This is a genomic window from Amycolatopsis sp. NPDC114484, from assembly GCF_055633755.1.
Window position 1 is genome coordinate 638,852 of record NZ_JBVKDQ010000002.1, and the last position, 22,040, is coordinate 660,891.

At 64.1% G+C, this 22,040-nt stretch carries 20 protein-coding genes and 1 tRNA gene; 14 read left to right on the forward strand and 7 right to left on the reverse strand.

All coding sequences use genetic code 11. From position 1 onward, the window contains the following. Nucleotides 1-92: 92 nt before the first annotated feature. Together ACZ7SW_RS08975 and ACZ7SW_RS08980 are read left to right on the forward strand one after the other, a co-directional pair. Complete coding sequence (locus ACZ7SW_RS08975; protein ID WP_470229825.1) at nucleotides 93-1,157, forward strand: ferredoxin--NADP reductase domain-containing protein; 1,065 nt, start codon at nucleotides 93-95, stop codon at nucleotides 1,155-1,157. 51 nt (nucleotides 1,158-1,208) lie between these two features. Further along, nucleotides 1,209-1,367, forward strand: a complete 159-nt coding sequence (locus ACZ7SW_RS08980) for a hypothetical protein (RefSeq protein ID WP_470229826.1) — start codon at nucleotides 1,209-1,211, stop codon at nucleotides 1,365-1,367. A 330-nt stretch (nucleotides 1,368-1,697) separates the two neighbouring features. On the opposite strand, the gene ACZ7SW_RS08985 is transcribed toward ACZ7SW_RS08980, so the two are convergent. Next, the gene (locus ACZ7SW_RS08985; RefSeq protein WP_470229827.1) at nucleotides 1,698-2,999 is read right to left on the reverse strand and encodes a M20 metallopeptidase family protein; all 1,302 of its coding nucleotides are present in this window, start codon (nucleotides 2,997-2,999) and stop codon (nucleotides 1,698-1,700) included. Nucleotides 3,000-3,769: 770 nt separating this feature from the next. Between ACZ7SW_RS08985 and ACZ7SW_RS08990 the strand changes: the two genes are divergently transcribed. Together ACZ7SW_RS08990 and ACZ7SW_RS08995 are read left to right on the forward strand one after the other, a co-directional pair. Continuing rightward, on the forward strand, nucleotides 3,770-4,186 hold the full coding sequence (locus tag ACZ7SW_RS08990; RefSeq protein WP_470229828.1) for a hypothetical protein: 417 nt from the start codon (nucleotides 3,770-3,772) through the stop codon (nucleotides 4,184-4,186). 342 nt (nucleotides 4,187-4,528) lie between these two features. Beyond that, nucleotides 4,529-5,740, forward strand: a complete 1,212-nt coding sequence (locus tag ACZ7SW_RS08995; RefSeq protein WP_470229829.1) for a DUF6192 family protein — start codon at nucleotides 4,529-4,531, stop codon at nucleotides 5,738-5,740. A 121-nt stretch (nucleotides 5,741-5,861) separates the two neighbouring features. Here ACZ7SW_RS08995 and ACZ7SW_RS09000 read toward each other — a convergent pair whose 3' ends face one another. Beyond that, nucleotides 5,862-6,845, reverse strand: coding sequence for a tyrosine-type recombinase/integrase (locus tag ACZ7SW_RS09000; RefSeq protein WP_470229830.1), 984 nt, complete (start codon nucleotides 6,843-6,845; stop codon nucleotides 5,862-5,864). 975 nt (nucleotides 6,846-7,820) lie between these two features. Here ACZ7SW_RS09000 and ACZ7SW_RS09005 point away from each other — a divergent pair. The 4 genes from ACZ7SW_RS09005 to ACZ7SW_RS09020 all read left to right on the forward strand — a co-directional run bounded on the left by ACZ7SW_RS09005 (nucleotide 7,821) and on the right by ACZ7SW_RS09020 (nucleotide 12,459). Further along, nucleotides 7,821-7,891: transfer RNA gene (locus ACZ7SW_RS09005), tRNA-OTHER, on the forward strand. 243 nt (nucleotides 7,892-8,134) lie between these two features. Next, on the forward strand, nucleotides 8,135-8,707 hold the full coding sequence (locus tag ACZ7SW_RS09010) for a hypothetical protein (RefSeq protein ID WP_470229831.1): 573 nt from the start codon (nucleotides 8,135-8,137) through the stop codon (nucleotides 8,705-8,707). 125 nt (nucleotides 8,708-8,832) lie between these two features. Further along, on the forward strand, nucleotides 8,833-9,153 hold the full coding sequence (locus tag ACZ7SW_RS09015) for a hypothetical protein (protein WP_470229832.1): 321 nt from the start codon (nucleotides 8,833-8,835) through the stop codon (nucleotides 9,151-9,153). A gap of 360 nt (nucleotides 9,154-9,513) precedes the next feature. Continuing rightward, nucleotides 9,514-12,459, forward strand: a complete 2,946-nt coding sequence (locus tag ACZ7SW_RS09020) for an ATP-binding protein (RefSeq protein ID WP_470229833.1) — start codon at nucleotides 9,514-9,516, stop codon at nucleotides 12,457-12,459. A 557-nt stretch (nucleotides 12,460-13,016) separates the two neighbouring features. Here ACZ7SW_RS09020 and ACZ7SW_RS09025 read toward each other — a convergent pair. Together ACZ7SW_RS09025 and ACZ7SW_RS09030 are read right to left on the reverse strand one after the other, a co-directional pair. Further along, nucleotides 13,017-13,766, reverse strand: coding sequence for a helix-turn-helix domain-containing protein (locus tag ACZ7SW_RS09025; protein WP_470229834.1), 750 nt, complete (start codon nucleotides 13,764-13,766; stop codon nucleotides 13,017-13,019). 22 nt (nucleotides 13,767-13,788) lie between these two features. Continuing rightward, nucleotides 13,789-14,049, reverse strand: a complete 261-nt coding sequence (locus ACZ7SW_RS09030; RefSeq protein ID WP_470229835.1) for an HC3 family zinc finger protein — start codon at nucleotides 14,047-14,049, stop codon at nucleotides 13,789-13,791. Nucleotides 14,050-14,437: 388 nt separating this feature from the next. On the opposite strand from ACZ7SW_RS09030, the gene ACZ7SW_RS09035 reads away from it, so the two are divergent. After that, complete coding sequence (locus tag ACZ7SW_RS09035; RefSeq protein WP_470229836.1) at nucleotides 14,438-15,865, forward strand: helix-turn-helix transcriptional regulator; 1,428 nt, start codon at nucleotides 14,438-14,440, stop codon at nucleotides 15,863-15,865. Here the strand turns inward: ACZ7SW_RS09035 and ACZ7SW_RS09040 are convergent. From ACZ7SW_RS09040 to ACZ7SW_RS09050, 3 genes are all read right to left on the reverse strand, one after another. Further along, nucleotides 15,854-16,204 (reverse strand): signal peptidase I, encoded by a 351-nt coding sequence (locus ACZ7SW_RS09040; RefSeq protein ID WP_470229837.1) that lies wholly within the window; start codon nucleotides 16,202-16,204, stop codon nucleotides 15,854-15,856. The two genes, ACZ7SW_RS09035 and ACZ7SW_RS09040, sit on opposite strands and share 12 nt — an antisense overlap. After that, complete coding sequence (locus ACZ7SW_RS09045) at nucleotides 16,201-17,685, reverse strand: transcriptional regulator (RefSeq protein ID WP_470229838.1); 1,485 nt, start codon at nucleotides 17,683-17,685, stop codon at nucleotides 16,201-16,203. The genes ACZ7SW_RS09040 and ACZ7SW_RS09045 overlap by 4 nt, the downstream gene beginning before the upstream one ends. A gap of 198 nt (nucleotides 17,686-17,883) precedes the next feature. Then, nucleotides 17,884-18,264 carry an XRE family transcriptional regulator gene (locus ACZ7SW_RS09050; RefSeq protein ID WP_470229839.1) on the reverse strand — a complete coding sequence of 127 codons (381 nt, stop codon included), beginning with the start codon at nucleotides 18,262-18,264 and terminating at the stop codon, nucleotides 17,884-17,886. Between the two features lie 157 nt (nucleotides 18,265-18,421). Here ACZ7SW_RS09050 and ACZ7SW_RS09055 point away from each other — a divergent pair, with 157 nt between their 5' ends. Genes ACZ7SW_RS09055 through ACZ7SW_RS09075 form a run of 5 tightly spaced genes read left to right on the forward strand, consistent with a single transcriptional unit; the run spans nucleotide 18,422 to nucleotide 22,004 of the window. Further along, complete coding sequence (locus tag ACZ7SW_RS09055; protein WP_470229840.1) at nucleotides 18,422-18,598, forward strand: helix-turn-helix domain-containing protein; 177 nt, start codon at nucleotides 18,422-18,424, stop codon at nucleotides 18,596-18,598. Then, a complete protein-coding gene (locus ACZ7SW_RS09060) occupies nucleotides 18,598-18,921 on the forward strand; it encodes a WhiB family transcriptional regulator (RefSeq protein ID WP_470229841.1) in 324 nt (107 codons plus the stop codon). The genes ACZ7SW_RS09055 and ACZ7SW_RS09060 overlap by 1 nt, the downstream gene beginning before the upstream one ends. Next, nucleotides 18,918-19,247 carry a hypothetical protein gene (locus ACZ7SW_RS09065; RefSeq protein ID WP_470229842.1) on the forward strand — a complete coding sequence of 110 codons (330 nt, stop codon included), beginning with the start codon at nucleotides 18,918-18,920 and terminating at the stop codon, nucleotides 19,245-19,247. Before ACZ7SW_RS09060 ends, ACZ7SW_RS09065 begins: the two co-directional genes overlap by 4 nt. Beyond that, nucleotides 19,244-19,939 (forward strand): hypothetical protein, encoded by a 696-nt coding sequence (locus ACZ7SW_RS09070; RefSeq protein ID WP_470229843.1) that lies wholly within the window; start codon nucleotides 19,244-19,246, stop codon nucleotides 19,937-19,939. The genes ACZ7SW_RS09065 and ACZ7SW_RS09070 overlap by 4 nt, the downstream gene beginning before the upstream one ends. After that, on the forward strand, nucleotides 19,932-22,004 hold the full coding sequence (locus ACZ7SW_RS09075; protein WP_470229844.1) for a cell division protein FtsK: 2,073 nt from the start codon (nucleotides 19,932-19,934) through the stop codon (nucleotides 22,002-22,004). The genes ACZ7SW_RS09070 and ACZ7SW_RS09075 overlap by 8 nt, the downstream gene beginning before the upstream one ends. The last annotated feature ends 36 nt before the right edge of the window (nucleotides 22,005-22,040 follow it).

A 22,040-nucleotide genomic window follows, 5' to 3' on the forward strand; every position in this document is an offset into this window, starting at 1 on the left:
GGAGAAGTCGAACCGGGCCGAGCCGTCTGCCTTGATGCGGGCGATGCCCGCTTCGTCAAGAGTGGAGTCTCCTCACCGTCCCCGGTGCCAGGGTGACCATGTTCGAGCGGCTCGCGCAGCCCTACGGCCTGGCCCGCTACGGCGTCGCCCCCGACCACCGGCGGACCCGCCGGATCAGCGACCAGTTCGACCGCATCCTCGCCCAGGACCGGCTTGCCCTGGTGCTCGACGTCGAGATCGGCGCCGATCTCGCTCACGCCGACCTGCTGAAGCACCACCATGCGGTCGTCTACGCTGTCGGCGCGGCTACCGACCGGCGCCTGGACCTTCCCGGCACCGACCTGCCGGGAACGGCATCCGCCACCGAGTTCGTCGCCTGGTACAACGGCCACCCCGATTTCGCCGACCGCGCCTTCGATCTCTCCTGCGAACAGGCCGTCGTGATCGGCAACGGCAACGTCGCCCTCGACGTAGCCCGCATCCTCACCGTCGGCCCCGGCGCCCTCGCCGACACCGACCTCGCCCCGGCCGCCCGCGACGCCTTGCGGCACAGCCGGATCGGCGAAGTCTCCGTCGTCGCCCGCCGCGGCCCCGCGCAATCGGCATTCACCCTGCCCGAATTGCTCGGGCTGCGCAGCACCCCCGGCGTCGACGTGCTCGTCCGGCCCGACGAACTGGAACCTGCCAGCGACCGCAAGCTCCAGTTGCTGCACACCCTCGACCGGCCCGCGACGCAGGCCCGCCGGATTCACCTGCGCTACCGGCTCTCCCCCACCCGGATCATCGGCGAAAACCAGGTCGAAGGCGTTGAGTTCGAGCGCACCGAACTGGTCGTCGCGGCCGACGGCAGCACCCGGAGCAAACCGACCGGAGAACTCGAGACGGTCGCCGCCGGGCTGGTCCTCACCGCCGTCGGCTACCGCGGCCAGCCGGTCCCGGACCTGCCGTTCGACCAGGCTTCCGGGACCGTCCCGAACACCGCCGGCCGCGTCGTAGAGCCGTCGAGCGGCGAACCGCTGCCCGCGACCTACGTCGCCGGCTGGATCAAACGCGGCCCGAACGGATTCCTCGGCACCAACAAAGCCTGCGCCCGCGAAACGGTGCTGGCTCTGGTCGACGACTACAACTCGGGCCGGCTCGCTCTCGGGAACAGCTGACCGCCCGCGACTCGACGACGCCGGCGGCACCGAACCTGGCCACGGCGCAGCATGTTCGAACTGCGCGGCGAACGACGGCAGGCGCGCTTCCTGCCCGAGGTCGGCGGCGAACTGGACGCCCACCGCCGGCCCGTCGTCGTCCGGGGCAAGCCGCGCGCCTCGACCAGCCTCGCCCATCTGCAACTGTCCGAGGCCTGGCCAGTCCGGTGAGCGTCTCCGTCGCCTCAGGTGCGAAGACTGGCTGCGAAAACCCGGCGGACACGGGACTTGCGGGGACACCGAATCGGCTCGATCGCGCTAGCTGCCGCCGACCTGTCGATGTCGATCGTTCTCCGTCCGGCCCACGGGCTAGCTGCGCTCAGACAACGTCGCGGCCGGCAAGACATCCCTCGACCGCAACCGCCCGCGGGTAGCGAAGATGCATCGCAATCGGGCGGCATCGACGGCGAAGACAAGCCGGGGCACTCACGGCGACGACTGGTTCGTCGAACCCGAGCAGACTTCCGCGGCCGGGGCTCACCGCCGGTCTCGACCGCGCATTCATTTCGTGCCGATGTGCTGCGGTGTCAGCATTCCGGTGAGGTGGTCGTAGGCAACGTGGCAGTGCAGACGGACGCCGTCGACCAATGTGTCGTCGTCGGCGTAGAAACGCGGGTTGTGGTTCATCGCCAGGCCGCGGCCTCCCTCGATCGGGCGGGGGTTGCCCGCATCGTCGAGTTCGACGTCCTGGACGCCGAGCGTGACGTAGAGGCCGCCGAAGCGGTTGACGAATTCGGATACGTCGTCATAGCCGAGGGTGGCGCTGGTGGCTACGACGTTGTCGGCGCCAACGACCCTTTCGAAGGTGGGCACGCCTGCTTCGACCCACTCCGGAGTGTTGTGCACAGCGGGCACGTCCTGGAGATACTCGACGGTCGCGGTGCAGTTGTACGCCTGCGCGGTGTGCTCGGCGAGGATGGTCAGGCGCTGCTGGACGTCCGGCATGTCAGTTTCGACGGCACAGCGGATAGTGCCCCACAGAGTCGTGGTCTCGCCGACAATGTTGAACCGCCCGACGTCCTCGATGTGCCCGATCGTCACTGTCACCGGGTCGAAGGCGCTGACCTGGCGGTAGAGCTGGCCGATGCCGGTGAGGATCGCGCCGGCGGCGGGCATGGTGTCGATGCCCATCCACGGGGTCGACCCGTGCACCTGCAGGCCGGTGAGGGTGATCTTGAGCAGAGAGGAAGCACCGAACTGGTTGCCGGTGCGGTAGCCGATGACGCCCTTCGGAAATGGCGTGACGTGGAAACCGAAGGCCATCGTCGGCACGGGGTCGTCGCAGGCTCCGGCGGCGAGCATGGCACGGGCGCCGCCGGTTTCGTCGACCGGCGGCCCTTCCTCGGCGGGCTGGAACACGAACAGCGCAGTGCCCGGAAGCCGGTCGCGATGCGTGGCCAGGACCGTGGCGGCTCCCATGAGCGCCGCGGTGTGGCAGTCGTGTCCGCAGGCGTGCGAAACCGGGAACGGGCCGCCGGGGTAGTCGTTGTCCACGACGGTCGAGGCGAACGGCACGCCGGACTCGTCCGCGACTGGCAGCGCGTCGATGTCGGCACGCAGTGCGATCACGTTCGCACCGGGCCGGCCTCCGCGCAGAACGCCGACGACACCGTGCCCGGCGATGCCGGTGCGCACTTCGTCCACACCGAGCGAGCGCAGGTGATCGGAGATCATCGCGGCGGTGCGCAGTTCCCGGTTGGACAGTTCGGGGTTCCGGTGGAGGTGCTGCCGCCAGGCGGTCACCTGCTCGGCGATCTGCCGGGCGGTCTCGTCGAAGGCGTCGTAGATGCGCTCGCCGGTCATGCGCGGGACTCCGTTCCTGTCTTCGCGGGCCGCGACAGTCGGGGGATGCGGCATCTGTTCGGAGTCTACGAGAGACGGCCGCGGCCTCACGATGGAGAAATCCCGGCTCGGCGAGTCCGCGACCCGAGGGCAGGCCCGGCAGCCGGTCGGGTGCACGGGGAATTCCGAAGGCCTACCACCCGCGCTCGCGCGCTCTGTGCGGTGCCCGAGGCATCCCTGCCTGGCACGGCCGTCGTGTCATTCCCCTGCGGCGGGCGCAGGCTGCGGCGGCAGCGGCGGCAAGGCACAGCAGCGCGGTGACGATCCACAGGGTGCGGCAGGCCGCGGCGCCGGGCGTGCTGTGGTCGGCGAGAGTGAAGCCGCTGAGGATGGAGGCGGCCAGAGCACCTGCGACCGCGCCGCCCAGGGTGCGGAAGTTGTTGTAGACCGCGGTCGTGACTCCGGTGCGTGTGGGGTGCACTGCCTCGGCCACGACGACGGGCCGGCGCAACCTGCGGGGATCGTCCGCACTCGGCGTTTCGACGGCTGGCGAACAGTCGACGATCGGGGCGAGCGCAGGATCCTTCGGACACCCCGCGCTCGGCCAGGGCCCGGCATCAGCCATGATCCCCACATGAATTCCCGCGGCGCCGTCATCGGCCCGCCCTCGCCGATTCCCGTCACGTTCGACGTACAGACGCTCGCCGCTGAACTCCTCAACCGCAGAACGCAGCTCACCTCTGCCGAGCTGGACACACTCTTGATCCAACTCCCCCGATGCGAAGGCCCCAATGTTGATCGCCTTCGCACACGTGCACAACCTGCTCGCCGCTACAGACCTCACCCGCGTCATCGGAGAAGTCTGGGCCATGGCCGAGTACCCCGACCGACAACTCGGACACGACATCTGGCGAGCACTGTTCGCCTCCGCCGGATACACCTCCGCCGGGCATCCTGCTGCCCGGCCGGAACAACCGATACGCCTCTACCGCGGCACCGTCGCCGAACGACGCACCGACTGGTCCTGGACCGACGACCCCGACATCGCCCGTGCTTACGCCGAGCACCGGATCGGAGGCCGGCCACGCGGACGAACATGGACCGCACTCGTGAAACCGGCCCGGCTCCTCGCCCGCAACAAGTCCGAATACGTGGTCGACACCAACGGACTCCGCATCACCGAAGCGCGCCAGCTCAACTGGTGCTGAGCGCCTGCACCTCTCGAAACTTCGTCAAGCACCGCGTCTTGGACAGCTGACGGAAGAAATCACCGACATTGTGCCGACTCTGAACGGACGGCCCTGCATCCTCAAGCCGCGCGCGCAGCCACATAACTGGGGTCGGGGACGTGGCCGATCCTCTTGCCATCGGGTCCGGTCCGGCGGCACTAAAGGGCCACAGACTTAGCGGGCCCCGCCAAACGGGTGCCTGTGGATCGGGGCCGACAACTGGTCCTGTCGTTGGTGCGGGTGCGCGGCATCCGCGAACCGTGCACGGCTCCGGGTGACGTCTTCGCCCGCTGGCGAAGTGGCCAGCGGGAGGCGAAGCATATGACCCTGTCCAGCGGATTCACCCAACGTGCATGGAATCAGTTCGTCGCCAGGGGCCGCGAACTGGTCCGGCGAAAGACTGCAGCGCAGTTCGAACTCGGCGACCTGCTGCTGAGCAACTTCCCTACGACCACGGCAAAAGCGACGGGCACGTCAACATCGTCCTGGACGCCTACGCCGACGAACTCGGGCTCGCATCCTCCACACTCAAGGGGTATCGCGCGGTCGCGCACGCGGTGGCCGGCCGAGAAACGCCTGCTCACCGAGTCCTGGAAGATCCACCAGATCCTCGCACCGCAACCCGACCGCTTCCGCAAGATCAAGAACCCGCCCTCCGGATCCGCCCATTGGACCACCAGCGAGGCACTGCGCGCCACCGCACTCAAACCGGAGCGGCCCGTCACCGCCCAGGAGCGAATGGAGCGTGTGCGCGAGCTGCTGCCGACCAACGAAGATGCGGCCGAGGCCGTCACCGCGATCCTGCGGACCCCCGAAGTCGCCATGCAAGTGGTGCGCAATCCCTCCACCCGGCACACACTCCACCGCGCGGAACTGTCGCATTACGAAGATCGACGCGATGAGCACCGCGAGCGACTTGACACGGCCAGGGCGGGCCGCGTCCGGCACCCCACTCCGTCCGAGGCACCACGGGAAATCCTGGAACTGCTGGGCATCTGCACCTCCTTCTCCACTCGGATGCAGCGCGCCGTGCCGCGGCTGCACGTCGTGGAGTACGACGACACCGCCGAGAACACCATCCTCGACGCCATCACCCGAGTGCGCGCCGCCGCCGACTGGTGCGAGACGGTGGTCAACACCGGAGACACCTCGCCATATCCGTTGTTCCGCAGTCGGCCGCGCGGCCTGGGACTCGATGTCCGGACTGTTCTCAGTGGTCTCGGATGTCTCATCCTGCGGCGCGGAGCTGCGTCGCAGGGCCTGGTTGAACAGCTCCACAGCAAGGAGCAGCGCGACAGGCGGGCTTGCAGCGACGATGACACTGAGAACGGTGAGGGTCTCGGCGGCGCCGATGTTGGCGCACAGCGAAAGCGAAATCCCGAAAGCGAAGGCAGCCCACGCCGTCCGTCGGCGGTGCGTTTCCAGAGGTCGACTGTCGCGATGACGAGGAGGCCGTCGACGATCAACGGCCAGATCGCTGCGGTGGTCGGGTCGGTTCCGAAGCGGAGTGCGAAGGTGCGGCCGTGCCGCTAGGAGGCGTAGGCGGCACCGAGCGCGACGCAGGCGCATTTGCACCGCCAGCGACGGGGTCCACCGTGGCGTGCGGCTCATTGTGCGGCTCCCGGGAGGTGCTGGTGCTCCAGGGGATGTGCGGTTAACCGGTCGGCGCGGACAGAGCTGTGGCGACGTCGTGGATGGCGGCTTTGATGTAGGTGACGGTGGAGTTGTCGGAGGAGTCGAAATGCCCGGTGTAGGCGTGGGCGACGCCGAAGCGGCGTTCGACCCAGGTGAGGGTGGTGTGGCGCAGCCAGTGGGCGGAGATGTTCTGGCTGCGCACGAACGGAAGGTGACGGCCGAGGCGCTTCCACAGATGGTCGTAACGGCGTTTGGTGATGGGCGTGCCGTTGCGGTAGCGCAGGAGCGGCCCATGGGGGTGGGTGGGTCCTCGTTCGTCTGCGTGTTCGCGCAGCAGCCGCATCAGAGTTGGGGAGATGGGCTGGTAGCGGCTGCTGCCTTCTTTCTCTCGCAGGTAGACGAGGCACTCCGTGGGATCGAGGTCTTGAGGGCGGAGCGCGAGCGCTCCGCCTCGACGGGAAGCGGTCTCGGTGTGCAGCCGCAGCAGGACACCGTCGAGATCGGGGTCGTCGCCGGTCTCGATGGTCACAGCGTTGATCTCGGTCAGCTCGCCTGGGATGAGCGCGCGCCGCGGAGACGGCAGCCGCCGGGGTTTCGTGACCTTGAGTGCCGGGTCCTGCAGTTCGGTGAGGAGTCCGTCGTCGACGGCGTGCCGGTAGAGGCATCGCGTGGCGGCGACGAAGTTCTCCATCGCGGAGCGGCCGCCCCGGGAATTGCTCCGCACCAGCGCGTTCGCCCGCGTCTCCTCGGCGAGTTGTTTGATCTCCAAAGGGGTGGGTTCGACGATTCGCCGGTCGCTCCAGGCCGCTTCCGCCTGAGCCCAGTAGGGAGCGTAGGAGCGCGCGGTTGTAGATGAGACGGAGCGGGCAACGATCGGGATGTAGGCGGAGACGGTCGGCATCTCGGCCGCAGGTGCCGGGTCGTCGAGCAGATCGGCGGGGGTGACGCCCATTTTCGCCAGCAGGATCCGGGCTGCGTCGAGTTCGGCTTGGCCAGTCGTCATCGCCGTCGCCTCCGATCAGCGCGGCGTGCCGGGCGAGGACGAGCTTGTCGAGCGCGGCCATCGGATGGACGACCAAGACGTTCTCCCGGACGTCAGCCACGAGGAGCGCTTGGTCGCCAGGACGCAGACGGCAGGGCCGGCGCAGGAGGTGCGGAACGACGACCTTACGTTTGGGGTCGAGTCCGAACGGACCGTGCCTGCCGGGCCGGAACACGATCGAGGTACCGACGACGGTGGCATCAAGCCGGACCTAGGTTCGCCACCTGAGCTGACCGAGCACCGAAGTCACGGAAAGCCGCCCGGACCCGTCGAGCTGGGACAGCGCATAGGCGAGATCCGCGTGACGCGACGGAGCCGGGACCGTCGGCAGCGGGAAGCCGCTCAACGGGCGGAGCCAGGCGCGCGAGGCGGCCGTGGGCGTCCGCTCCAGGGATGAGCGGCGGGACAACCGCGGTCATGCCCACCACCCGCCCGACACCGGGAACAGGCTGTTCAACGAGCCAAGCCGACCACCCTCGTGCCGGGTGATCGGCTGCTGCGAAACTTGGAGAATATTCACCAGGTTTGGTGTCCGAGGGGCGAGTTGCACACTGTCCACACGCTTGCAGTTACCCAGTTGAGCAAGGCATCAAGATCGTGTCACAGCCACGCGCCGCAGCACCCGCCCGCGAGTAGTGCTCGCCTCGACCGCTGCAGAGTTCCGCGCCTCCTTCGGACACTCGGTCGACGGTGGCATGCTCCGACGTCGCGGGGGCCAGCCGCGCTACGATCGCGAGGAGCATCCGACCCGCGTGCGCGCTTTGAAGCCGGGCGCCGCCGCCGCAAGCCTTCGCGGCACCGTCGGGCTTGCCCATGAAGTACTGGGCTATGAGCTTTGCGGTCGCACTTCCCGTTGTCTACTGCTATGATCCAAGGACCTTCGTGGTTTCTGGATGACCGCCTGATCAGTGGTTATCGAAACGAGACTCGATGGTTGGCCGATTGGTGTAAAGGTTAAACACGCCCCGGCAGCGGGGAGTTCTCGGGTTCGATTCCCGGGTCGGCGGAGAATAGGACCATGCTTCTTCCTATTTTGCGCCGACCCGGGCAATTTTATGCGAGCGTGAGTGTTGGGTAAGAACTTTAAAGTTTGGAACTATCACCATAGTAATTCCAGTGCGCTGGAGGTTGGTTTTTCCATTTCTAGCCGATACTGTCGGGAGCTTATCAGGAGCGGCCATGACGTTGAGGCCAAAGTGCAACTGAAGCTGGTCGCGTGCAATCTAGCGGCACTGTTTGAGAGTAGGCTCATGGAGTTGGTTTTCCATGAGGATTCCGTCGCATTTGAATCTCGTTCCCGCGTACTTGGGCAGTCATCTCTGCAGAATATGTGGTATCGACTCATTGATGAAGGCTTCGCTAATCGCGGAGGTGTTCGCTTAGGTCTAGTGCCCAGCGAGTTGACGCCTACTGCCAGAGCGCGTCGAAAAGAGCTGCGGGAAGCAATCGAAAATCATGTGATTCCTTTTATTGAACTACGGAACTCGCTTGCCCATGGCGGCTGGGAGTACCCGCTGAAAGAGGATCGCCAGAGTGTGTCGGAACAAAAAATGCCTCGACTAAAGAATCTCAGCCTATGGGAGCTGAGGTTGATGCATAACCTATTTAGACACCTCTTCAGTTCGGTTTACGATTTACTTGTGGCTAAATCTTTTGAGAGAGATTTCGATAAAAATATCACAAATATGCAATTCGCAGTGAAGAGGCTAGATTCAAGGGGTGGTGATAAATGGGAAGAAATGCTCCGCGCTCGTTGGAGCAGGCGGCCAATTCGGACGTGCGATTCATCTGAATATATCCGAGTTCCGGTTCCAAAAAACTAATCGGGAAATAACCTTTGGTTGCTGATGTGTTCGCGCTGGCCGCGTCGCGGTTCACGGCGTGCGAAGTGGATCTGTGAGCACCGGAACTGGGCGGAATGTTTGGTCATCGGAATCCATCGCGCAAGATGCTGATGAGCGAGTCGGAGCGGCAGCACGTGCAAGCCCGGGTTCGGGCGGCGATGGACACGCAGGTGATCAACGAGGGCCGTCATCAAGGCGGCCGCGCACCATACGGGTACGTGGTGGTCGACGGCGGGCCGCATCCGAATCCGCGGAAGGCGTCGGACGGTTTCCGGCTGCGATCGCTGGCTGCCATTGCAACCGGAATCGGCCCTGTGGCGGCTGTGGAGAGCATCAACCAGGGCCCCAAAGCGGACAGAGTGGTGGCGCAAGCTCAGTTGGCGAACGCCGCAGAATCCGCCGGGCTGTGTGAGGCCGAGGCCTAGGCGTTGATCGACTCGCTCGGGGAGATCGGCGCTGCGCTCGCCGGACTGCAGCCGGGGAAGCTAGCCCAGCTTTACTAGGACCTTGCTCTTGGCCTGGGGTACGACCACGAAAATAGGCAACGAGCGTGTACTTCCGCATCAGGGACATCGATCTAGATCCCGAGCGGGAGTGGGCACTGCCTCCGCAGGTGAGTGCCTTCGCCGGCGACCGGGTCGACTGGTCGGTTGCGAGGCTTTCTTAGGCTAGAGACCCCCTTCCCACAAGGTAAGCATCACAGAGTGCTGCGCCTGTGACGTGAGCCCCACTTCCCGGGCCCTGTCACAGTGAAACGACATGCCGTCGTGGGGCGATCCTTAAGCATGAACGGTGATCAATTCGCAGGTGATGCCCCCTCGCATGATGCGTCCAGCGGGCAGTCGGCGGCCGAAAACCGTCGAGCACAGTTGGAAATTTTCGGACGCTCCGAAGATTTAGCTAATCTTGCTCGTTCTGATGCAAGTGTCATTGTGATAACCGGTCGGTCGGGCGTAGGTAAGTCCACTTTTCTCGAAGCTGCTAGATCAGAAGTCCTTGCCCTGGGTTTCTCTGCGCCCGAGGTCGAGTCGCTTGGAAAATCGCCAGGCTCTCTTCAGCGCTGCCTATTTGATCAGTTGCAGATGCAGATCGCAGTGCTCATGGAGGATGAGGGGAATTTCAAACGAATTAAAGAGAGACTTATTGCTTCGGCTCGCGGCATGCTCAAGGAGCACTTCTCGGGGTTGAGAGAGGTTCTCGCAAAAGAGGCTTTCAACTACGTTAAGGCGCGACTGGGAGACGATGTTGGAAAATCGGTTGCTGACTACTTTAAAAAATTTCAGGAGTCTGAAACTAAGCTAGAATCTTTAAAAACGCGCCTCAACGGCGCGTCAGATAAAGACCTGGTCGAAGCTCTTCTTGCGGTGGCTTCTGAGATTGCGGATATATGCGATGGCGGGCGGCTGTACATATTTTTGGATGATGTGGAAGACTTGCAGGGCGGAGACTTCGGGCAGCTCTGTGACACTACGCGCACTGCGTCTGGACCGGTATGCATAAGGTTTGGCCTGTCGACCACGATGCGTACAGGGCGGGAACGCCTGGTTGAACTGCTGAACTCATCGGTTCAAGAATTTGCCCTTGGTGGCCTGACTGTCGATGCAGTTTCCAGTTGGCTTTCCATGTCTGGCGTTGAAAGTTCTTACTCGGATCGAGTGTATCGCGCAACCGGGGGTTATCCACTTTACGTGAGAGGCGCGATTCGGGCAATTAAACAGAACCGACCATTCTATGACATCCCTATTCAAGAGATTGCTGAGCGGGAGATTCGACTATCTCACTCAAATCTTCCAGTTGAAGTCGCAAAGCACGTATCACTACTTGCATCTTTACCTCTCAAGATTTCCGAGGAGCAATGTGTGCGCTACCTTGGTCTAGATGTATATTCGTGGTCACACATATCCCGAATACTGGTAAGTGCGGGTATTTTTGACACGGTATCGGGTGGTCAGCACTGGTTTCACGAGCAAACGCGGCGGGCGATCTGGAAGTCGTTGAGCCCTCTGGAGAGGGAAGAATCCTCAAAGGCAGCGTTTCAAAAATTAATGAACGATATTGAAACAGATGGATCAACTCGCTCGGAAACCCTATTCGCCTTAGCTCAGATTGCGGAAGATACGCCAAGCGTTCTAGATGAAGAGCCAGCGCAGGCACGAGAAGTTCTTCTGCTTCCAGATTGCGAATTAGCGATTGTTGCTTCATTGATTGAGCTTGCAGAAACTGGCGGACCTCACAATGCCCGTACAGCATGGGGGGATGCGTTGCTATCCCATGCCCGATTTAAGTACGGTCCTTGCGAAGGACTTGACGAGTCCGCATTGATATCACTTCATAATAAAGGCTTGTTGTTTGAAAAATCTAATGAGCAAGCTTCGGTTATTATTCCAAGAATCGAAAGAAAGTCGCTTCTACTGGTGCTCGGAAGAACTGCGAGAGCATTTGGATTCCTCCCTGTTCCAGCGATTGCATCTGCAATGCTCCACGGAGTAATGGCGCCGCTCCTGGGGTCGTTCAGGTTTGCGCGATTCGGTGTCGGCGTCTGGGCTCCCGTGAACTGCGCCAGGGAAATGCTGCAGCACGAAAGGGCGGAGAATGCGGCACGAGGCCTGTTGACGACGAAGCGGTTGCCTAAGTTAGTCCTAGATCTTCTGATTGGCTCAGATAGGATTCACGGAGGAATAGCATTTGAAACCTCATCGGACCGTGACGACGCAATATCAAGGTTAGGCAATATCCCCGACAAAGTCTTTGGCCAATCTGTGGAACTCGTATCCTATTATGTTACGCCTGAAGTTGCTGTTCCCGCGAGAAGATTCATTAATGCAGCTGAGCGCGCGCTCAATCGAGAAATCCGCGAGAGCGGGAGTGTCGTCGGTATGAATATGATGGGCGAAGGAGGGGTCGAAAGTAATGTCAGGCTCGAAGCGGAGTTTCGCAGGATAATCCGAGGGGCATGCTCTGATGCAGAGAGGAGAGCATTTGATCTCGTGGAAAGAAAAAGAGTATTGTACCAGGCAGACGTCAATAATCTTGTCACATTGGATATCTACGGAGGAACCGACGGAGCCGCGGAAGCCAACTTGCATGCACTTAATAAGAAGGTAACGCTTTTCGGTTCGGGTGCGCCGTTCCGTAACTTTAACATCGAGCGTGAGTTAAATCTGTCAACGCAGGAGCGAATTGGAACCGTACGTCTCCGCTCTTCAGTTTCGGGGATAAATTTCTCGGTTGATGATTTTCTGCTGTCGTCCGCCAAGGGGGCAGAGGATTATAACAAGTACCAGTCAAAATTCAAGCTAGAACTTAGTCGCGATGGCGTCATGAACGCGGTAGTTCGAGCGATTTCGCAAGAAATCGAGGACGCGGAACTCGTCGCCACAATTATTCCGGGTAGTCGTGTTCCGATTGCCAAGAAAGCTGTATGTATTGTTGTTGTACTTAATTCTGGAGGTGATGAGTGGCTTAAGAGGCCTACTGCTTATGTTGGAATACGCAGGCTAGACGAAGGCGAAAAGAAAGATCAAGTGCATGTTCAAGTGGTCGATGCTGCCGCTGGACTGACTGGGAACGATTCGGGTCGAGTTTCAGCAGCAAGATCGGTTGAGGACATATTCAAGGAAGACCTTCAGGTTGACCCGTCGAACTTTGATATGCACAGTGCCGGTGATGCGGATTATGTAATATCGAAACTATTGGGATACTCGCCTGATGACTTTGAAGTTTCGAATTGAACCGCCGTTGCTGAAGGCGCTTGTCGTGGCCGGTCTCGGCGGGTTTGTATGTCTCTGAAGCTCAGGCTGCGGCCGATCGGCGAGTTTGGACTTGCGGATGTCCTGCTGGTCGGCATGCGGCAGAACGGTGTGTTGGCGACGGTCGTTGTGGAGCTGGAGCAGTGGACGAAAGCCGAACTGGTGGGCGGCGACAGGCTGTGGGTCTATGCGGGCGACCGAGTGGCCGCGTATTCCGTCTGGCAGGTGCTCATGGTGCGAGCAGCACCTCCGGGAGTGGGTGGCCCCAGGGCCGCGCGAGTTCGAGGTTCGCAAGGTCGTGGTGCCGCACGACTCCGCTGCGGGACCGGTCGTCGAGTTGGGGCGAGCGTCGCGAGTGCAGTGGGCTCCCGGGAGCGGGCAAATCTTTGGTTGCAACGATCTGCGCAGGATCAAAAGAGGAGCTGGTGAAGCGCCTTGGCTGCGTAGCCCCTTCCGGGGTGCCAGTGGCTCGCTGATCTACTGGATGGTGCCGGTCGAGAACTCAAGCCTCGCAGGTCGATGCTGAAGATGCGGCTACCTTAGGACGCTAGAGCTGAGTCGTGCGTCGGCGGGAAGCTGAGGATCCTTCCATGGCTGGCCGCGATCTGCCGGACCAGCTCGATGTCTGCATCAAATGGACTGGAGTTCCCGCGCGGGTCGACTGTGAAGATGCCAAGACCTCTTAGCCCGCAGTAGACGACCGTTTCTTTGCTCTTCATGGAGTATCGGTCGAATGCCGTCGTGAGGCCGACTTGCCAGGCGAGATCGGCAGGGACTACGTGAAGTGCGAATGATCGTGACGCTTTGGTGGCGCGGGCTGACGAACCTAGGGCTTCGCTTGAGCTATTATTCCCGTCACAGAGAGCTTGGTCGGTTACGAATACCTCCAGTAGACCAGGCGGTGTATCCGGGCGCGTATGTACGATTTGAAGCACCTCCGGGATCGCGAATGGGTCCCACGTAACGATCGACTGTGCGGGCTCGGTGTGCGCCGCCAGTGCTATCGTCCGAGCCGGAGATCCCGGCGCGCCGCGGACCACCCAGCACTGTTCTGCTGTTCCCTTGGCAATACGGAGAATGTCGCGCCTTACTCCGCCTACGGCTCCGATTGCGCCGAGGATGCCAGCGACGTCCGCGAGGCTTGGTGTGCGGCGCGCTTGTTCCCAGCTGGACAGCATCGCGGGCGCAACCCCGATTCGGCGTGCCAGCTCGCGGAGTCCAAAGTTGGCGTCGATGCGCGCGTTTCGGAGACTGGCTCCGAGGATGCGCGTTCGAGGAGTCGGGGGCATCGCGGTTCGGGTCTCTCCGGTGCTACCGCGACAGCGCAGGATGATTCGGCGGGATTGGGAAGCCGTGGGCGCGGCGGTAATGGTAGTCGCAGTGGACGCACGTGACGAGAACGCAGTTGGGGTCGCGGCTGTCGCGTGACTTGAAACCGGCCGGCGCGGTGAGGCCGCACAGCATGGTCACGTCTTCTCCGGGGTCGGGGACAGCGTCGAGGAGGGCGCGGTGCCACACGCCGTCGACGACCGGGTGGACGTGATCGAGGTCGATGAAGATCAGCGCTTGCATGACGATCCCCGTCCCTGTGGTTGGCGCATCTCAGAGCTGTCACGGAGTGCCGAGTGGCTGCTGAGCGGCGTGACGCCACGAAAGCGGCTTTGAGCTGGGCGAATCACGGTTGTGACGGCTGTGACGTGTCCCAGACTCGCGCTCACTAGACCGCCGAAGTTGCCCCGTTCAGGCCAGAGGCGACCGCCGCATGCGGTGTCACAACGTTCCGCGTCAACTGGCATCCAACTTCTCCGCGACATCATGTGGTCTGTTGAAATCATTCAATGCGTACGGTCGGTGCGAGACCACGGCGCTCGTGTGGCAAGGCTGTAGCACTTGTGCCGATAACCTGCGTCTGCATTTGCTATCGTCCAACTTGGTTGGTCGGACGGGGTGAGGTGCGGCGATGGCGGAGCGACGTGAAGCGCTGATTTTGGCTCGCGAAGACGCTGGTTACACCCAAGAGACGCTGGCTGCGGCGCTCGGCGTATATCGGACGACAGTCGCGCGCTGGGAATCCGGGGGGCATCGCCCGTTGCCGTACCAGTGGCCGGAACTGGGAAGAGCGCTCGGGCGACCGGTAGCGGACGTCCGGGCATTCTTCGGGGAAGGCTTGCCCGAAGCGGAAGGCTCTGCGCTTGCGTCGGCGTTCGCGTGGCTGGACGAGTCGGCGGGCTGGGCCATGGGGACAGCTCGGCGCGCTGCGCGGCCGAAGCCGGGCCGTGAGCGTCAGCTCGGTCGCCGGGCAGAGGAGGCCGAGGTGCTTCGACAGTTTTACGGCGCTCCCGAGGGCGGGCACTGCTACTTCACTGCGGAGGTCGGCAGCGGTCTGGTCACCACGAGCGTGGTGACCAGACCTGACTGGACGGATCTCCGCTGTTCGCTGGACGCACAGGGGGACGTGCTCGTGCTTGATGCGCGAGTTACCGCGGCGCAGCGAGCGGGGACAACGGACGTCGCCTTGGCCCGGCTGGCAGAAGGGGCGACGGCGGACGTCCGGATTGCCGATCGGCCGCTCTATCGGCTGCTCGATGTCGATGTGTGCGCCGATCGTGTCGGTGGCACAGTCGGCAATGCGTCGTTCGTGGAGTACGCGCTGGGACCAGACCTGCTCGAACGGGAGCTAGCAGCTGGTGAGACCAAGTTGCGGAACGAACTGCTGCCGGACCTCGCTGGTGTTTTCGACACGCGCAGTCGGCTTTGTGCTGGTGGAGTCCTAGCTCTGACGGCGATCGCGCGGCCTGCGGATCCCGTGCGCGGTGAGGCTGACTATCTCCTGCTCGTTCAGGAACGATCCGGGCAAGTGGTCAACGGCTCGGGGCGGCTTGCGGTGATCCCGAAGGGCTTCCACGGGCCGCTGGCGGACCACCGTGGCGACGCGCGAATCGGCGCAACGCTGCGGCGTGAGCTGGAAGAAGAGTTGTTCGGCCGGGAAGACGTCGACACCACGACTGATGCGCACCGCGCGGCCGACCCGATGCACCCGGCGCGGATGTCGGAGCCGATGCGGTGGATGACGGCCGAGCCGGGTCGGATGCGGATGGAGTGCACCGGGTTCGGGTTCAACCTGGTCAGCGGCAACTACGAGTTCGCGGCGCTCGTCGTGATCGAGGACGAGGAGTTCTGGCCGCGGTTCGGTGGCGTGGTCGAGGCGAACTGGGAAGTCTCTGGCCTGAGGCAGTACTCGTCGCTCGACCGCGAACTGGTCGGCGAGCTGATCAGGGACGAGAAGTGGACGAACGAGGGCCTGTTCGCGTTCTTACTCGGCTTACGACGGTTGTCGGAGATCGGCGGTGCAAGGGTATCGCTGCCGCCGATCGACCTACGTTGCTGACGGCCACCGGACGGTCAGCACGACGGAGTCGGCGAGCGCTTCCCAAGAGTGGTCGATTCCTGGACCCCACATGACGTAATCGCCTTGGCGTGCCATGGTTTTCGTGCCGTCGGTGACGTCGATGCGGAACTCGCCGGAGATGAGCATGACGAGCGTGGTGCGCTGGTCGTCGGCTGTCCACTCGGGACGCTTGTCTCCTGCGGGGTGGTTGGCCCACTTGACTTCCACGTCGTTCGTCGCTCGAACTCCGTGCGAGGGGTCGAGGAAGTGGCCGACCAGCCAGCCGCGGTTACCTGCGGCGTCTTCGTTGGCGTTGCCGCTGGTCCAGCCCTCGGTCACTCGCTGATCTCCCACTCGATCGTTGGCAGGCGCACCCGGTCTCCGCCGATTTCCGCGAGGCGTCGAAGTCCTTGCGTCATGGCGAACAATCCTTCGTTGCTCCACGCTACATCAGTCAGCAGTTCGGTCAGAAGCTCGATGTCCGTGGTCGAATACTGGCGCAGCGTCGAGGATTCCCAGTTCGCGGCGACGACTCCGCCGTACTGGTTCCAGAACTCTTCGTCTTCGATGACGATTAGGCTGGCGAACTCGAAGTTGCCGCTCACCAAGTTCAGCCCGAACCCGGTCGTCTCCATGCGGAGGCGGCCGGGTTTTTGCATGAGCCAGCGCATCGGCTCGGACATGAGCGTCGGGTGCATCGGGTCCGCGGTCAGCGAGTCGGTGACGGTGTTGTCGATGTCTGGGCGGCCGAACAGTTCCTCTTCCATCTCGCGCCGGAGGGTCGCGCCGACCTGCGCGTCGCGGCGGACGTCGGTGAGGGGCTGGTGGAAGCCCTTCGGGATGACGGCTAGGCGGCGGGCCGCGTTCAGGACGTTGCCTGAGCGTTCTTGGACCAGCAGGACGTAGTCGGCATCGCCTCGGAACGGGTCGGCCGGACGGGCAATGGCGGTGAGGGCGAGTGCGCCGCCGGCGCAGAGCCGGGTCCCGACGTCGAGGACGGACGCCAGGTTGGGGAGGTAGCGGTCTCGCAAAGGGAGCTTGAGCGGTCCGCCGGCGATGATGGCGTCGACCAGCTCGCCTTCCAGGAGGTCCAGCGTAAGGGCGTAGTGGACGAAGTGCGTGGTGCCGAAGGATCCGGCGAGTTGGTGTTCAGCGATGTCCAGGGCGAGCGCGCGGTACAGAGGGCCGTTCACGAGGCGGGTGTTCATGGCCAGCGACTCGGCGAGCCGGTGAACTGCTGCTGTTGCGGCGCGCTCGTCGAGACCCAGGTCTGCCTCGGGCTGCGCGGTGGCGACCTTGAACCGGTCCGATGCGGGGCGTAGCTCGCAGTCGAGATCCAGCCAGTTCGCGCAGGTCAGGACGCTAGTGTTCACGAGTTCGGTGCTGACTCGCGCGGTGTACGGGCCGTGGTCGCCGGTTCGGCTGCCGTAGTAGGCAGCAAGCGCGTCGGCGGTATCGCGCTGGGTGACCCAGCTGCGGCGGGTGGCGCGGTCGCGCAGGGCTTGGGTGTCGAGTTGCGCGGCTTTGGCGGCGACTGCGCGGCGCGCGGTTCCGGGCGACCAGTGTGCGTGCTGGTCGATCCATTCGAGCGCGGACGCGATGTTCGGGTCGTCGTCCAGGCGGGGATCTCCGGGTGTCTCGGCCGGTGCGGCACCGGTCAGTTCGGCGAAGCGGGCGCGCTCGGCGTCACCAACTTGCTCGTAGGCGCGGTCGAGCACCTGTTGCATCTCTGACCGCGGGCGCAGGTCCGGCTTCTGGTGCCAGGACGCGACGGTCCGTACGCCGACGCCAAGGTGCGCGGCAAAACCCTCATTGCTCATTCGGAGAGCGGCTTGCAGCGCTGATGCGGTGCGGCCCGTCCATTCGTCGGCCGGATTCATCGGCGCGCGGTTTCCGAATTGGAAGCTGCATTAGTCGTGCACTGGTCATGCACTGGCGATGCATGGGAACGGTCGCCGTTTCCGCCTTGAATTCGGGGTATGGAAATCACCTGGTTCATCAGCCCACAGCGCAAGCCGTCAGCGCTTCTTCTGCACGTGGTCGACAACCGTCGCCAGGCTGGTCTGGACGTCGTCCAGCCGGTCGAAGATCTCGTCCAGGCGCTGCTCCAGCGCGTCGAGACGGGTCGAGAGTTCGCCGCCGTCGTCGGCCGGCTCGTCGGGGTGCGGCGGTGTGCGGTTCTGCAGTACGGCCTGCAGATGCTGCGAGTGCCAGCCGAGCGTGGTGGACAGTGCTTCGAGGGTGCGCGCGCTCCGTCGGCGCTCGACCGTGTGGTGCTGCAACTCGCGCACGATCGCCTGCGACACGTGCGACCGCTCCGCCAGCTCTCGCTGTCGCCAGCCGAGTTCGTGCACGCGCATGTCGATCGCCTTCGCGACCGCCGCCCAATCCTCCGACACCTATTCCTCCGCGCTCCGCCTCAGCGCCGAGATTAGCGCGTCATTGCGCTTTTCTCGCGCCGCGTAGCGGGTGTGCCGCGGCGCGTCGGATATCTATGCCCTTCGGACAGCTGAAATCAACAATATAGTATTGAAATCATCAGATTGGCCTTTTCTTATGAACTCGAATGTCACTTTTCACACGCCGGATGAAGCGGCTTGGCTGCTCGGCGTCTCGCGGGGCGCGGTCGGTCGGGCCATCCGGAGTCGCAAGCTGCGGGCGGTCCGTCGTCGGGAAGGTCTGCGGATCCCGTCGACTGAGCTGACGCGCGTCCTTCGCGGAGGTGCGGCGTGATGGACGAACTCGCCTTGATCGGGATTGCTTGGCGGCTCGACGCGCTCCGTTGGGTGCCGTCCGACGTGCTACACGACGTCGTGACCAGGGACGGACTCTGTATGTGGCCACCGGACGGTGACCCGCCACCCGCGTCGTCGGATGCGGAACTCGCTACCCGGATGTGCGGTGGTTGCCCGGTACGGGACATGTGTCTGGAGCTGGAGTTGCGGACTGCCGGGGAGGCGACGGTCGGAGTCTGGGGCGGGATGGCCGACGACGACCGGCGAGCGTTGCACCCGCACTGGCTGCGCCGCGGCGAGCGGGCCGGGGGTGCGCGATGAACGGGCTGACCGTGACGCCGACGCAGGTCGTGGCCGGGGTCGGCGTGCTGCTGGTGCTGTTTTGGGTGTGGCGTGCGGGTGCCCGCCGGGCGAAGGCGGCGGCGGAGAAGGCGCGGTCTGGGGCGCGGCTGGTGTCGTTGGCCGGGCGGGTCGTGTTCAACGCGGTGCTGATCGTGGCGGTTCAGTGGGTGGTGATCGCTCACCAGGGCGGGACGTGGGTCCTGCTAGCGGTGTTGGGGTTGCCTGCGCTATTTGCGGCGCACGCGCTGACTCGGGCGCTGACCGTGACGACGGTCGACACCTCGAAGCGGGGTGGTCGGCGATGAGCAGGGCGCAGAAGCTTGCGCAGGACGCGGCCGAGGCTGCGGAAGTGCGGGCGTATCAGACGGATCCGGACGTTGTAGCGCTGCGGATTGAGCGGGTGCGGCGGCAGGTCGACTGGATGGCGTGGTCCGGGATTGTGCTCGGGCTGGGCTTCACGATGACGAACGTGCAGACCTTCGCGTCGGCTGATACGGCGGTGTGGTCGTTGCCGTGGCTGGCGGCGTGGGTGCTGGATCCGACGGTTTCGTTGGTACTGCTGGCGATTCTCCGGGCGGAGCAGGTCACGGCGCGGTACCAGGTTAGGACTGGGCCGTGGGTGCGGCGGGCGAAGTGGTTCACGCTGGCGGCGACGTATGTCATGAACACCTGGACGTCGTTCATGGCCGGTGAGGCTGCGGCGATCGTGTTGCACTCCGTTCCGCCGTTGGTGGTGTTCGTGGCGGTGGAGGCTGTCACTGATCTTCGGGACAAGCTGACCGATGCCGTGCTGGTGGCTGCTGGTGAGCGTCGAGTCGTTCGGCCGGTCGAGGGCGGGCGGCGGAAGCTGTTCGCGGACTACCTCGCCGAGGCGCGGGCGGCTTGGGCTCCGGGTGTGGAGATCACGCCGGCGTGGATTCGGCAGGAGACCGGGTGTTCACGCGGGTTGTCGCCGCGGTTGGCTCGGACGTTGCGCGCGGAGGTGGCCAATGGCTGACGACGCGCTGGTCAAAGCGGATCCGATACTCGACGGCGAACTGGTGGATGACACGTTGCCGCAGCCGCGGAAGCGGTTCGAGTCCTGGTGGCTGCGATCCCGGTGGGTGCCGACTTGGTTGAAGGATCGGAACCAGGCGCGGCAGGCGGCGAAGGACTTCGTCGCGGGAGTTGTGCGCTCGCCGTTCCGTTGCCTGGGCGCGGTGGCGCGTGGGCTGGTCGCGGCTGCGCGGTGGTGGCGAGCTTGGGTGACCGTTCGGGACTTCCGGGAGGCGGCGGAGCAGTCCGAGAAGCTGGCGGACAAGTTCGCCGACATCCGGGCGCTGACGTTGTTCCGGTGGAAGGTCACCGGTGCGGTTGCGATCGGTGCATCTGCGGTCACGCTGATGGTTCACCTGGTCTACGGCACCGTTGCTCTTTGGGTTGTTGCTGGAGTTCTGGCAGTGGCGCTGGCTGTGCTCGGGAGGCAGCGCGAAGGAAGTCCGGGGCGGAAAGCGGTGCTGGCCGGGCCGCGGACGTTGCGCTGGACGATGGATCCGCAGGTGCTGGTCGACGCGTTCCGGGACGCGAAGCTGGTCGGCAAGGACGAGACGTTGCGGCTGGTCGAGCGGGCTACGGGGATGGGCGACGGCTGGGCGATCACCGTGGATCTTCCGGCTACGCGGAAGGCCGCAGATGTGATCAAGAACCGTGAGGCGTTGGCTTCGGCGCTTGCGGTCGATGAGGTGCAGCTGATCGTGGAGCGGGTGCGCGGGAACGGCGGGCACGCTGGCCGGGTCGCGATCTGGGTTGCCGATGAGGATCCGTACGCATCGGCTCCGCGGAGGACGCCGTTGCTCGACGCGGCGCGGTGGGACGCGTGGCGGCCGGTCCCGTTTGGACGGGATGCTCGGGACCGGCGGGTGGATCTTCCGTTGGTGTGGACGTCGTTGCTGGTTGGGGCGATTCCTAGGCAGGGCAAGACATTCGCCGCGCGGTTGGCTGCGGCGGGGCTGGTGCTTGACCCGTTCACGCGGCTCTATGTGGCGGATTTCAAGGCTGGCAAGGACTGGGACGCGGCTGGGCGTGTGGCGCATCGGTTCATGTCGGGTGATGAGCCGGAGCATGTGTTGGCACTGGTCGGGTGGCTGGTGGAGCTGGTCAGTGAGGTGCAGGGGCGGTTCCGGCGGATGCGGGAGCTGGACGACGAGACGTGTCCGGAGTCGAAGGTGACGCCGGCGATGTCGCGGGACCGGGCGTTGGATATGCCGATTACGGCGATTTTCGTGGACGAAGTCCAGGTTCCGCTGGAGGACCGGACGCCGGTCAAGGTCGAGGGCAAGACGTTGACGGCTGGTGAGTACGTCGGTGAGTTGTTGACGTGGCTGGCAAAGAAGGGACCGGCGGCCGGGATTGTGCTGGTTTTGGCGACGCAGCGGCCGGATTCGAAGACGATTCCGTCCGGGCTGCGCGCGGTGCTTGGGTCGCGGTTTGCGTTGCGGGTGATGGACTGGCGGGACAGCAACATCGTGCTTGGCGAGCAGATGAACACGCGCGGGTATGACAGCAGTCGGTTGCTGGCGTCGCACAAGGGAGTTGGGATTCTTCGGCCTGACGGGGATGCGCAGGCTGGCGGTGATGTGCTGGCGCTGACTGTGCGGACGTACTACATGCCGAATGAGGATTGGCAGACGATCTGTCGCCGTGGTCGGGAGTTGCGCGAGGCGGCAGGGACGCTGACCGGGCACGCGGCTGGGGCGGACTTGGCCCTGGAAAACACGTTGAAGGTTCTTGGTCGGGCGGAGGCTGCCGTGCTGCCGGAGCCGCTCGCGTCTCTCGCTGGGTACCTGGACGGCGACGAGCGGGAGTTCATCCCGACAGCTGAGCTGGTCGAGGCGTTGGCGGTGGACGCGAAGGAGTTCGCACAGCTAATGGCAGACCTTGGTTGCCAGGGCACGCGCGGGCGCGTGCAAGCCGAGGACGGGCGCGTTAGGCAGGTCCGTGGGTACCAAACAGCTGAAATCAGGGCATCCGTCGAGCTGGTCTCACAAGGTGGAGACAGCGGTCGCGGGACGGTGGAATCGTGAAGCGCGCTGTGCCGGATGATGCACCGATCCGGGTTA